We start from the raw sequence: 12938 nt of genomic DNA, 5'->3' as shown, positions 1-12938 counted from the left end.
GTGGAGGCGGGGTGCCGGAAGGAGTCGGCTGGGGGTGGTGGGCCAGCACAGGATTCCGGTGCCTGCGCAGAGGAACGGCCAGGCGGAGATCAACGGGGGTCACCTCGATGCTGGGCGGTTGGGTGGCGGCGGTTGCGGGAGTCATTGCTTCGGGGACGGAGTTGGGGAGCGCGACTGGGTGCGCACCGGGCATGCGCGAGATCAGTTGGGGGACAAAGGTCGACTGGCGATTGGCTGCGTGGGGCAAGCGCGGGCCTGACCGCACATGTACAGGCGGCGGCTGCGAGGGAAGCTAGTCGCCGGGCGTAGTCAAGGCGGCGAAGAGAGAGCGACGGCTCGTCCAGTGGCCGTCTCGCCAGACCGCGTGGGTTTTTACTTCTCCGTGGTAGCGCTGGAGTACTGCGACTTCCGTCAGGCGGCGGCCGGTGGTTGTTCGGCGCATGTGGAGGATTACGCGGACTGCTGCGGATAGCTGGCTGTGTAAGGCATCTCGAGGGAGGCCGCCTAGGGCTGCTAACGCTTCTAGACGTGCGGGGGCTTCTGCGGGAGAGTTCGCGTGCAGGGTGCAGGCACCGCCGTCGTGGCCGGTGTTCATGGCGTTCAGCAGGGAGCACACTTCGGCACCGCGGACTTCTCCGACGACCAGGCGGTCTGGGCGCATTCGCAGGGCTTGGCGGACCAGCTCTGGGAGTTCTACAGCACCGGCGCCTTCTACGTTGGCGGGGCGGGCGACGAGGCTGACGAACTGGGGATGAGTCGGCCGTAGTTCGCCGGCGTCTTCTACGCAGACGATTCGTTCGGCCGGGGCCACCGCGCCTAGCAACGCACTCAGGAGAGTCGTCTTTCCGGCACCGGTGCCGCCGGTGATCAAGAAGGCTAGGCGGTGCTTGAGGATTGCTTGGAGAATGCTCAAGGCGGTTGTGTCGATGGAGCCGTGTGCGTGCAGGGCGGCTAGGTCGTGGGTCACCGGGCGCAGGACGCGTAGGGACAGGCAGGTGCCGTTGGCGGCGATGGGCGGCAGTACGGCGTGGACGCGGATTCGGCCTTGGCGGACGGGGAGCCAGCCGTCTACGTAGGGCTGGGCGTCGTCTAGGCGGCGGCCTGCGGCTAGGGCCAGACGTTGCGCTAGGCGGCGGACGGCGTCCTCATCGGGGAAGCGGATTGTTGTACGAGTGAGGCCAGCGGGACCGTCGGTCCATACCTGGTCGGGGGCGGTTACCAAGACATCGGTGACGGTGTCGTCCTCCAGCAGCGGAGCTAACGGGCCTGCGCCTACGAACTCGTCTCGGGCTTGGCGGACGGCGGCTAACACTGCGTCGTGGCTTAGGGCACCTCCCGCTTCTGCGCGGACGGCTTCGGCTAGGGCGATCGGGTCGGTGCCGCGGCTTTCGCCGGCCAGGCGGTGGCGGACGCGTTCAACTAAGTCGGTAGCCATCTATGCCGCCTGTGCGATGGGAAGGGGCCGCAGGTTCGCCAGTACGGCGCGGGCGGCGGTGACCAGTGCGCCCTTCGGGGGCAGCTCGAACTCGCCGGATTCCAAAGTGGTGGCCACTCGGCGTTCTGGGGCTACGGCGGCGATCAAGGGCGGACCCAGCATGCCTGCGGTTTGCGAAGCTGGGACGCCGTCGATGAGGTGTCCGCTTGCTACGACTGCGAAACGTTCGGTATGCGGGCGCAGGTAGTTCAGGACCTGTTTCGCTGCCATGCAGGCGCGGAATTCCACAGGAACCACCAGCACGACTAGGTCGGCGACGGAAGCTACGGCGACAGTGCCCTCGTCGAAATGGCGGGGTAAATCGCAGACAACGGTGCGACCGGCGCGGCTGCCTGCGGCGACCACCGCCGACAGGGCTCGCGGGGTCGGACCGTCGCCGGAACGGCCGCAGGACAGCACGGGGAGCTTGCCGCGGCTCGGGAGCGAAGCGATTAGAGAGGGGACGGAGACTCGGCCGGAGAGCCGAACTTCCGGCCACCGCAGGCCTTTTGTGTGTTCCAGCCCTAGCGGGAGGTCCAATCCGCCGCCTAGGGGGTCGCCGTCGACTAATAGCGCGGAGCCGGTGCGGGCGGCTTCGACAGCGACTGCGGCGGCCAGCACAGAGGTACCCGAACCGCCTCGGCCGCCTACGAAAGCTACTACTGGGCCTGGGGATTCGGCTGGTGCGTCGGTGACATCTGCGAACGCGCCAGTCAGACCCGCTTCGTCGTCCGGCAGGCTGAAGACGCGGCGAGCGCCGAGCGCGGCTGCGCGTCGCCAGGTTTCCAAGCCGGGTGCGCCTTTGCAGACGAGGACGACGCTGTCGCGGGCTGGCATTGGCGGGCTGTCGACAGCAATGTCCTCGTCCACCACTACAAGCGGAGCGCGCATCCATCGTCCGCGGGCGGCGGTCAGGTCTGGTGCGTGGTCGAACTCGCAGCCGACTACGGCGGCGACGCGGCGGATCTCTTCGAACACGGTGCCCTCGCCGGAGACGACGAGCGGTTGTGCGGTGGCCATGTGCCCCTCCCCTGGGTCTCGTGGGCCGGACTTCCACCGTCGCTCGCCGCCGGGGCATCCGGCAATGCCCGTTTTTCCGTCCTGTGGATAACCCGGGGGTTGTGGACAACCGGAGGGGCGAAATCGATCCAGAACCGCCGGAGTGTCCGCCCGCACCGGACAATGCGCGACCCCGCGCATTCGGCTGAGAAAACGATTGCTGCGGAGAACCTCCGGAAAATCAAGTGAAAAGAAGTAAATTTGCCGCACGCGACGAGTAACGGCCGGCACGGCCGGAGAAAACACCGGAAAGGTAAGCGAGCGGTTAATTGATCTTGCTCGTTAGGCGCGTGGTGAACGACCGCAACTGCGCAGGTCAGGGGCAAAACCGCAGACTGTGCAACGGTTTCCGGGAAGACCTGAAAATTGTTCGCCGACGCGGAAACCGGGAGAATAGAAGGCGGCCCTCGCCAGGGGGGAGGGACGAGGGCCGCCAGGGGTTCAGCCCCGGGGGGTCGGACTGAACCAGCCCGGTTCACGACCGGGTCTGTTCACTGTAACTCCGTTAGCTATGAGTTGGCTGTGTGAGTGACACATACGATTCGATAACGGCACCCGAGGCCGTAAGCGAGGCGATGTCATCGATTTTCCGGCCGCCGCCACGACCGGTGTGCTGCCAACAACCGGGCGCGGTACGCCTATCCTGATCACGTGGCCGAACCCCGCAGCGAAGAAGCACCCCGGCGCGTAGCCGCCTTCTTCGATCTCGACAAGACGATCATCGCGTCGTCCAGCGCGCTCGCGTTCAGCAAGCCGTTGCTGCGCGAAGGACTGATCAACCGCCGCGCCGCGCTGCGAAGTGCTTACGCGCAACTGGTTTTCTCGCTCGCCGGCGCGGACGCGGACAAGACCGAGCGGATGCGCGCCGAGGTTTCCGCGCTGTGCGCGGGCTGGGATGTCGCGCAGGTTTCCGCGATCGTGCGCGAAACCTTGCACGACGTGGTCGATCCGCTCGTCTACGCGGAGGCGACCGACCTCATCGCGCAGCACCTCGCCGACGGACACGACGTGATCGTGCTTTCCGCGACCGGCGAGGAGGTCGCCGCACCGGTCGCCGAGATGCTCGGCGCGACCCGGTGCGTCGCCACTCGCATGGAGATCCTCGCGGGCCGCTACTCCGGCGAGGTCGATTTCTATTGCTACGGCGAGAACAAAGCCGTCGCCGCGAAGCAGCAAGCCGCCACGCACGGCTACGACCTGGCCGACTGCTTCGCCTACACCGATTCCAGCACCGACATCCCCCTGCTGGAGGTGGTGGGTCACCCGCACGCGGTGAATCCGGACAAGCTGCTGCGCCGCACCGCCGACGAACACGGCTGGCCGGTCCTCGCGTTCGAGCGGCCGATGTCGTTGCGCACGCGGATCCCGGCCAAGTCGGCGGGGATGGTCGCGCTCGGCGTGGGCGCTGTCGCGGCGGGCGCGACCTGGTACAGCCTCAGCCGACGGCGCCGGTCTCGCGGCACCGGCGACTGAGCACCCGCGTGGCGGTACCAAAACTCCGGTGTCCGCAGCTAGGTCCGTTGCTCAGGGTGGTGCTGTCACCGGATCGAGCCTCTGTACCGGTGCACCCGTACGCGCACTTGAAGTGACCGCGCTCACGGCGTAGAAAGTAGGTGCGGACGTTGATTCGGCCAGGACAGAGGTAGAAGAGAAGCCTCTGTCACCCCGGACAACCTCCGTGCGCGGACTCCGGGTACCCACGCGCAGCACGCCGCGGGAGGCTCGTCGTCTAGGGACTGCGTACCGGGACGCCGGACGCCGAGTCCATGAAGGTACGACCAGAGTTGCACGCTTGGTCGCCCGAGATGTTCGCGCTGACTGGCGGCGCCCGTTGGCCTCGGCTGACGGGCGCCGCCAGTGTTACTAGTCCGACCAAAAGTAGGCCGCCCCCTGAGGCGGCACGTAACCGTTGCAGCGAAGTCATTAGGCCGTGGCTGTGGTCGGAGTAGTAACGATCGGCACAGCATGTCCGGGGAAAGCGCAGCGGACCGAGCCAGGCTCGAAGAAATCCGCGCACCCGGACCGGCACCGGGCGCCGTCCTCCCAGGTGAACCCTCCCGTTCCTGCGCTCGGCCGATGGACAACCCCGTATCGCGGTGAGTAGCTTCCCGATACCGGTGCTGCCCGGTGGACGCTTCACGACTCGCGTCCGCACCCGCGGCGGCACGCGACACTGGGAGGCAATTCGTGACGAACCGACTCGCGCGCACGCGGAGGATGCAGGTGTTCGCCGTTCCCCTTGCGGGGGTGCTCGCCGTCGGGGGGTTGAGTTCCTCGGCGTTCGCGGCGCCGAAACAACAGCAGCAGACACCCCAGCAGCAGGCGGCGCAGCTCGACGCCGCCGCGGCGCGGGCGTTGCGCGGCATGAGCCTGGAAGAGAAAGTGGGGCAGCTGTTCGTCACGTGGGTGAACGGCAAGTCAGCTGACGAGGTCAACCCGAAGAACCAGACCGACTTCGGCGTCGACACCGCCGCGCAGGCGGTGCAGAAGTACCACCTCGGCGGCGTCATCTACTTCCACAACACCAGCCGCGACAACTTCGAGAGCCCCACGCAGGTCGCGAAGCTGTCCAACGGCCTGCAGCGCGCCGCGATCGCCAGCGGCGCGCACATCCCGCTGCAGATCGGCACCGACCAGGAGGGCGGCACGGTCACGCGGATGGGCGCGCCGGCCACCGAGTTCCCGAACTCGATGGCCATCGCCGCCGGTCGCGACACCGACGCCGCGACCAAGGCCGCCACGATCCTCGGCCACGAGCTTCGCGCGGTCGGCATCAACCAGGACTACGCCCCGGACGCGGACGTCAACTCCAACCCGGCCAACCCGGTGATCGGCGTCCGGTCGTTCTCCGGAAGGCCCGACCTGGCCAGCAGTTTCGTGACCGCGGAGGTCAAGGGCTACCAGCAATCCGGGCCGGCGAGCCAGACCGTCTCGTCCACCGCGAAGCACTTCCCCGGCCACGGCGACGCGGCGACCGACAGCCACACCGGATTGCCGAAGATCAATCGCACCGAGGCGGAGTGGCGGGCGATCGACGTGCCGCCGTTCAAGGCCGCGATCGCCGCGGGCATCGACTCGATCATGAGCGCGCACATCCAGTTCCCGAGCCTCGACCCGTCCGGCGAGCCGGCGACGCTGTCGAAGCCGATCATCACCGGCAAGCTGCGCGGCGAGCTCGGCTACAACGGCGTCGTGATCACCGACTCGCTCGAGATGCAGGGCGTGCGGGAGATGCACAGCGACGCCGAAATCCCGGTCCTCGCCTTGAAAGCGGGCGTGGACCAGCTGCTCATGCCGGTGCACCTGGACGTCGCGATCAATGCGGTCATCGCCGCGGTGAAGTCCGGCGACCTGCCGATGCAGCGAATCGACCAGAGCGTCCTGCGCGTGCTGAAGCTCAAGCTGAAGCGCGGAATCCTGTACGCGCCGTTCGACAACCCTTCGCAGGTCATGAAGAAGGTCGGCACGCCGGAACACCTGGCGACCGCGCAGGGCATCGCCGACCGTTCGATCACCGCGATCGCCAACGACGCCGGAGTGCTGCCGCTCAAGCAGAAGCCGTCGACCGCGTTGGTCACCGGCTGGGGCGCGACCACGACGCAAACGCTTGCCGCCCGCTTCACCGCGCACGGCACGAAGGCGACCGCGCTGGCCACCGGGCAAACGCCGACCGACGCGCAGATCGCCGAGGCCGCCGAGGCCGCGAAGCAGAACGACGTCGTCGTGGTGCTGACCAACAACCTCGGCGGATTCCCCTTGCAGGGCAAGCTTCTCCAGGCGCTGATGGACACCGGCAAGCCGGTGGTCGCGGTAGCCGCGCAGATCCCGTACGACGCCGGGTACGCGAACCCTGTGCCGACCTGGCTCGCGACCTACGGCTACATCACGCCGTCGCTCGAAGCGCTGGCCAAGGTCGTGCTCGGCGAGACGAAGCCCAGCGGGAAGCTGCCGGTCGACGTCCCGGCCGGGGCGGACGTGCACACCGTCAAATACCCCTTCGGACACGGGTTGACCTGGTGAGTCTCAACCGCAGGAATTTCCTGGCCGTTCCGGCGCTCGCCGTCCCGGTACTCGCGGGCGGCTCGGCGGCGGCACAAGCGGCACAGGCGGAGGCGGCACAAACGACCCCGGAAGCCGCACAAACCGAGCTGGAACACCGCGTCCTCACCGGTGCCGAACAGCTCGCCGCGCAGGGCTGGCGTCCGCTCGCTGGCCGGAAGCTCGGTGTCTTGTCCAACCCGACGGGCGTGCTCGCCAACGGCGACCACATTGTCGACTCGATGGTCGCGGCGGGCGTACGTCCCGTCGCGGCCTTCGGGCCAGAGCACGGCTTTCGCGGCAGCGCGCAAGCCGGTGGCTCCGAAGGCGACTACACCGACCCGCGCACCGGAATCCCCGTGTACGACGCGTACGGCGCTGACGCGACGAAGCTCGCTTCGCTGTTCCAGAAAGCCGGACTGGACACTGTCGTCTTCGACATCGCAGACGTCGGCGCGCGCTTCTACACCTACATCTGGTCGCTGTACACGGCGATGGTCGCCGCAGCGAAGGTCAACGCGGCCTTCGTCGTCCTAGACCGGCCAAACCCCATCGGCGGACGACTGTCCGGCCCAGTGCTCGACCCGAAGTTCTCGTCCGGCGTCGGGCTGAAACCGATCGCACAGCAACACGGCATGACTGTCGGCGAGCTGGCGCGGTTCTTCGCCGCGGAGTTCCTGCCCGGCGAAGGCGTGAAGCTGGCGAAGCTCGAAGTCGTCCAGGTACGCGGCTGGCGACGCGACAGCTTCTTCGCCGACAGCGGTCTCCGTTGGGTCCTGCCAAGCCCGAACATGCCGACACCGGACACAGCGCTCGTGTACCCGGGCACCGGCATGTTCGAAGGCACCGTGTTCTCCGAAGGACGCGGCACCACCCGGCCGTTCGAAATCATCGGCGCGCCCGGCCTCGACTGGCACTGGCGCGAGGAACTCGAGAAGCTCCGCCTGCCGGGCTCAGCGTTCCGCGAGATCTACTTCGTGCCCACCTTCGGCAAGTTCGTGAACCAGCCTTGCGGCGGCGTACAGGTCACCGTCACCGATCCGCGGGCCTTCGACGCGATCAGCACCACCGTCTCGATGTTCGTGACGGCCAAACGCGTCGCGCCCGACAAATTCGGCTGGCGGCCGGATCACATGATCGACAAGCTGTCCGGATCCGCGCGGCTGCGCACCATGGTCGACGCCGGCGCCGGGGTCGACGAGATCACCGGCGCGTGGCGCGCCGAACTCGCCGACTTCGCCCGCAGACGCCGCCCCTACCTGATCTATCGCTGAGGAGAGCGGCCATGCGTGCTAGGAAAGTGCTCGTCGCGACGTTGGCCGTACTGGTCGCGGCCACGACGACCGCGGGAGCAGCGACGATCAACAACCGACACGGCGGCTTCGCCGGACGCTTCGACCGTCCGCAGCACGGGTTCGCTCCGGCGAGCACGACGCTGCGCGACGGCAGCCCGCGCGAGGTCAACCTCGATCCGCAGCCGATCCGCGACGCAGAACAGTTCCTGAAGAGCTGGACGCGGCCGGACGCCAGCGGGCATCCGCACTTCTCCGGCGCGGTCGGCCTGCTCGCGCACGACGGCGTGGTCGTGGACCGCTACGCCGTCGGCGGCGCGCTCCGGTACGCCGACGCCAAGGGCACCGAATTGCCGCCGGACCAGCAGGTTCCGATGCGCAACGACACCATCTTCGACATGGCGTCGATCTCGAAGCTCTTCACCTCGATCGCCGCGCTGCAGCTGTCCGAGCAGGGCAAGCTGGATGTCAACGCGCCCGTCGTGCGCTATCTGCCGGAGTTCGGCGTCAACGGCAAGCAGGACGTCACCGTGCTGCAGCTGCTCACGCACACCTCCGGCTTCGACGCCGACCCGTCACCGTCGCTCTGGGCCGGCTACCCGGACATCCCGTCGCGGCGCAAAGCGGTGCTCGACAGCCCGCTCAAGAACGCGCCGGGCAGCACCTACCTGTACTCCGACCTCAACATGCTCACCCTCGGCTTCCTGATCGAGAAGCTGTCTGGCAAGCCGTTGGACCAGGTGGTGCACGACCGCATCACCGCGCCGCTCGGCATGGTCGACACCGGCTACAACCCGCCCGCGTCGAAGCTCAACCGGGTCGCCGCGACCGAGTACGAGACGACTCCGCCGCGCGGGCTCGTGCGCGGACAGGTGCACGACGAGAACGCCTGGTCGCTCGGCGGCGTCGCCGGACACGCTGGCGTGTTCTCCACGGCGAGCGACATGGCCGTGCTCTCCCAGACCATCCTCAACGGCGGCAGCTACCGCGGGCACCGGATCCTGCGGCCGGACACCGTCACGAAGATGCTCACGAACTACAACCAGCGCTTCCCCGGCGACGAGCACGGGCTCGGCTTCGAGCTGGACCAGCCTTGGTACATGGGCGCGCTGGCGTCGCCGATCAGCGCGGGCCACACCGGCTTCACCGGCACCACGCTGGTCATCGACCCGGAATCCCGGTCGTTCGCGCTGTTGCTCACCAACCGCGTGCACCCCACGCGCACCTGGGGTTCCATCAACCCCGCCCGGCAGGTCTGGGCGACCTCGCTCGCCAAGGCGATGGCGGTACGGCCGGTCGAAGGCCCCGACGCTTGGTACGCGAGCCTCGGAAACAACAGTGTCGCTACTCTCAGCACACAACCGCTTCCAGCGGGTGCGTCACTGCGGGTGTCTTTCGCTGCTTTCGTCGACACAGAGGGCTCAAGCGACCCGTTACAGCTCGAATCGAGCACCGACGGGGTTAATTGGCAACCTGTTCCACTGCAGGCCCGTGGCCGGGGTGCACCCGCCGACGCGGTGACTTCGCTCTCCGGGCACGGGCACCGCTCCTGGTGGCGGGTGTCGGCGGAGGTGCCTGCTTCCGCCGCTACCTCGCTCCGGTGGCGTTACAGCACCGACCCGAATTACACGGGACGGGGAGTTTCCCTCGATAGTGTGAAAGTCACCCAACGCGGCCAGGTCGTTCTCGATGGTGAGCAGAATCCCTCGGAACTGGCCTCTTCCGGATGGGAATTGAGCGCTCGGTAGCCCTCCAGCCGCGCATTGCGACCTGCGCGCCCCCACTCAGTGGAACAAGACTCCTTCGCTAGACACACTTAGTTGCCAAGTCGTTAGCTTTGACTCGTTAACGCGGCAGACCCGGTTGGCGACTTTCTTGATAACGATTAATCGCAAACCGAAGTCCGCAGACACGGGCGGGTTGTGGTTCTGCCGAAGGATGTGGGTAGCCTTGTCACAAATGCCAACGGTTAGTAACTTTCCGACGGCGGAAGATACCGATTCCGTAGTCAGCAGCGCACCGTCCGAGCACTTCGCAGGTCAGGCGACGGCGCGTGATGCGGATGCGAGCCCGTTGGTCCGCATCCGCTCGCTGCTGCCCGGGCTCGCCCGCGCCGAGCAGCGGGTCGCGCAGGTCGTCCTCGAAGACCCGGCCTCCGTCGCGCGGCGCAGCATCACCGAGGTGGCGCTGTCCGCGAACACCTCCGAGACCACGGTGACGCGCTTCTGCAAGGCCGTCGGGGTCGGCGGCTACCCGCAGCTGCGCATCGCGCTCGCCGCGGACACCGCCCGCACCGAGGCGCGCAGCTCGCGCAACCTCGGCGGCGAGATCGGTCCTGGCGACGACCTGGCGTCCGTCATCGGCAAGGTCAGCTTCGCCGACGCGCGCGCCGTCGAAGAGACCGCCGACCAGCTCGATGTCGCCTCGCTGCAGAGCGTCATCGACCTCGTCGCCGAAGCCGGCCGGGTCGACGTGTACGGCGTGGGCGCAAGCGCTTTCGTCGCCGCTGACCTGCAGCAGAAGCTGCACCGGATCGGCCGCGTCTGCTTCGCTTGGTCGGACACGCACATCATGCTCACCTCGGCCGCCGTGCTGAAGCCGGGCGACGTCGCGATCGGCGTCTCGCACACCGGCGCGACCACGGACACCGTCGAGGCACTGCGGGTCGCGCGCGAGCACGGCGCGGTGACCGTCGCGGTCACGAACTTCCCGCGCTCGCCGATCACCGAGGTCTCCGACCACGTGCTCACCACGGCGGCCCGCGAAACGACCTTCCGGTCCGGCGCGACAGCGAGCCGGATCGCCCAGCTGACCGTGATCGACTGCCTGTTCATCGGCGTCGCTCAGCGGCACATGGAGGCATCGGTCAACGCGTTGGACGCCACGAGGGACGCGGTCGGCTCGCACCGGCTCGGGGTCAGACCCGACGGTCGTCGTCGTCCGCGGGAAACCGGCAAGTGAACCAAGAAGCGAGGATCTGATGTCCGTCCCCTGCCAGACGGTGCACGTCGATTCGCCCACCGAACAACGAAACCCGCGCACGGTGGACATCGACCTGATGTCCACCATGGGGATCCTCGGCGCGATCAACGCCGAGGACCGCCGGGTGCCGGACGCGGTGGCCGCGGTGCTGCCGCAGCTGGCCCGCGCGGTCGACTACGCCGTCGAGGCGCTGCGCGGCGGGGGGCGCGTGCATTACGTCGGCGCGGGCACCTCGGGCCGCCTGGCGACGCTGGACGCGGCCGAACTGGTGCCGACGTTCAACGTGCCCGGCGACTTGTTCGTCGCGCACCACGCGGGCGGTGAGAAGGCGCTGCGGCAGGCCGTCGAGAACGCCGAGGACGACGCGGACGCCGGCGCGGCGGAACTCGCCGACTCGGTGCGGCCGGGCGACTTCGTGCTCGGTCTCGCCGCCTCCGGGCGCACGCCGTACGTGCTCGGCGCGCTCGCCGAAGCCAGCCGGATCGGCGCGCACACCGGGCTCGTCTCGGCCAACCCGCGCGCCGCGAAACCGGCCGCGGTGGACGTGCTGATCGCCGTCGCCACCGGTCCGGAGGCCATCGCGGGCTCGACGCGGATGAAGGCGGGCACGGCGCAGAAGCTGATCCTCACCGCGTTCTCCAGCGCGACGATGATCAAGCTGGGCAAGACGTACTCGAACCTCATGGTGAGCATGCGCGCGACGAACGCGAAGCTGCGCGGCCGCAACATCCGAATCCTGCAGGAAGCCACCGGCATGACCATGGCCGACTGCTCGGACGCGCTCACCGAAGCCAGCGGCGACCTGAAGGTGGCGCTCGTGCACCTGCTGTCCGGCAGCGATGTCACCCGCTCCGCCGAGGCGCTGTCCGCGGCAGGCGGGCACGTGCGCAAGGCGCTCGACTCGCTGCACCTGCGCGCCGGCTGAGCTTTACCGGATTGTCCGTGAAGGGCTCCTTGAGGGAATCTAATTCCCGCAAGGAGCCCTTCACGGCTTTCCGGGGAGCGAGAGGACGGCGATGACGCAGCGGCTCACTCGCGGCGACCGGTGGTCGATCGGCGGCATGGCGGCCGTGATCCTGCTGCTCAACCTCGTCGGCTGGGGTTTGCTGGTGCTAGTCGTCGCGCCGCGGCACTACGCGCTCGGTGCGGGCGGAACGTTCGGAATCGGCCTCGGCGTCACCGCGTTCACGCTCGGCATGCGGCACGCGTTCGATGCCGACCACATCGCCGCGATCGACAACACCACGCGCAAGCTGATGGCCGACGGGCAGCGTCCGCTGTCGGTCGGATTCTGGTTCTCCCTCGGGCATTCGACCATCGTCTTCGCGCTGTGCCTGCTGCTGTCGATGGGCGTCCGCGCGATCGCCGGACAGCTGGAGAACGACGGTTCCGCGCTGCACGAGACGACCGGGCTGATCGGCACGTCGGTGTCCGGGATTTTCCTGTACCTGATCGCGATCATGAACCTGGTCGTGCTCGTCGGGATCGCGCGCGTGTTCGCCCGGATGCGCCGCGGCGAACTGGACGAGGCCGAACTGGAACGGCATCTCGACAACCGCGGCCTGATGAACCGGTTGTTGCGCGGGGCCACCAAAGCGGTGCGGAAGCCGTGGCACATCTATCCGGTGGGAATCCTTTTCGGACTCGGTTTCGACACCGCGACGGAAATCGGCTTGCTCGTGCTCGCGGCGGGCGCGGCCGCGTTCGCCTTGCCCTGGTACGCGATTCTGGTGCTGCCGATCCTGTTCGCGGCCGGGATGAGCCTCTTCGACGCCGCCGACGGCGTGCTGATGAACTACGCATACGGCTGGGCGTTTTCCCGGCCGATCCGAAAGATCTATTACAACCTCACGGTCACCGCGCTTTCCGTAGCGGTCGCGCTCGGCATCGGGACCATCGAGCTGGTGACGCTGCTCGCTGAGAAGCTCGACATCACCTCCGGCCCGCTCGCCGCGATCGCCTCGGTGGACCTGGACTACGTGGGCTTCGCGATCGTCGGACTGTTCATCGTCACCTGGTTGGCCGCGTTCGCGATCTGGAAATTCGGGAGAATAGAGGAGAAGTGGGCCGCGCGGCTGGGAACCGCCGACTGA

9 protein-coding genes are annotated in these 12938 nt (G+C 67.9%); 7 read left to right on the top strand and 2 right to left on the bottom strand.

The annotated features are described in order from the left end of the window. Nucleotides 1–292: 292 nt before the first annotated feature. Nucleotides 293–1435 (bottom strand): TadA family conjugal transfer-associated ATPase, encoded by a 1143-nt coding sequence (locus tag D0D37_RS35480; protein WP_116204954.1) that lies wholly within the window; start codon nucleotides 1433–1435, stop codon nucleotides 293–295. After that, nucleotides 1436–2494 carry a septum site-determining protein Ssd gene (gene ssd, locus D0D37_RS35475; RefSeq protein WP_116204953.1) on the bottom strand — a complete coding sequence of 353 codons (1059 nt, stop codon included), beginning with the start codon at nucleotides 2492–2494 and terminating at the stop codon, nucleotides 1436–1438. Nucleotides 2495–3184: 690 nt separating this feature from the next. Here ssd and D0D37_RS35470 point away from each other — a divergent pair. The 7 genes from D0D37_RS35470 to nicT all read left to right on the top strand — a co-directional run bounded on the left by D0D37_RS35470 (nucleotide 3185) and on the right by nicT (nucleotide 12938). Then, nucleotides 3185–4006: an HAD family hydrolase gene (locus D0D37_RS35470; RefSeq protein WP_116204952.1), complete on the top strand. Its 822-nt coding sequence runs from the start codon at nucleotides 3185–3187 to the stop codon at nucleotides 4004–4006. A gap of 744 nt (nucleotides 4007–4750) precedes the next feature. Next, on the top strand, nucleotides 4751–6553 hold the full coding sequence (locus D0D37_RS35465) for a glycoside hydrolase family 3 protein (protein WP_162834624.1): 1803 nt from the start codon (nucleotides 4751–4753) through the stop codon (nucleotides 6551–6553). Beyond that, entirely contained in the window at nucleotides 6550–7845 is a 1296-nt protein-coding gene (locus tag D0D37_RS35460; RefSeq protein ID WP_116204951.1) for an exo-beta-N-acetylmuramidase NamZ family protein, read from the top strand. Before D0D37_RS35465 ends, D0D37_RS35460 begins: the two co-directional genes overlap by 4 nt. A gap of 11 nt (nucleotides 7846–7856) precedes the next feature. Further along, nucleotides 7857–9611: a serine hydrolase domain-containing protein gene (locus tag D0D37_RS35455; protein ID WP_116204950.1), complete on the top strand. Its 1755-nt coding sequence runs from the start codon at nucleotides 7857–7859 to the stop codon at nucleotides 9609–9611. Between the two features lie 211 nt (nucleotides 9612–9822). Continuing rightward, nucleotides 9823–10824 carry a MurR/RpiR family transcriptional regulator gene (locus tag D0D37_RS35450; protein WP_167493619.1) on the top strand — a complete coding sequence of 334 codons (1002 nt, stop codon included), beginning with the start codon at nucleotides 9823–9825 and terminating at the stop codon, nucleotides 10822–10824. Between the two features lie 16 nt (nucleotides 10825–10840). Beyond that, nucleotides 10841–11770 (top strand): N-acetylmuramic acid 6-phosphate etherase, encoded by a 930-nt coding sequence (locus D0D37_RS35445; protein WP_116204948.1) that lies wholly within the window; start codon nucleotides 10841–10843, stop codon nucleotides 11768–11770. Between the two features lie 91 nt (nucleotides 11771–11861). Then, nucleotides 11862–12938 (top strand): Nickel transporter NicT, encoded by a 1077-nt coding sequence (nicT, locus tag D0D37_RS35440; protein WP_116204947.1) that lies wholly within the window; start codon nucleotides 11862–11864, stop codon nucleotides 12936–12938.

The sequence above is a fragment of the Amycolatopsis circi genome, from assembly GCF_003385235.1.
GTDB lineage: Bacteria > Actinomycetota > Actinomycetes > Mycobacteriales > Pseudonocardiaceae > Amycolatopsis > Amycolatopsis circi.
The sequence above is the reverse complement of the archived record's forward strand: the minus strand, read 5'-3'. Positions and strand labels throughout refer to the sequence as shown.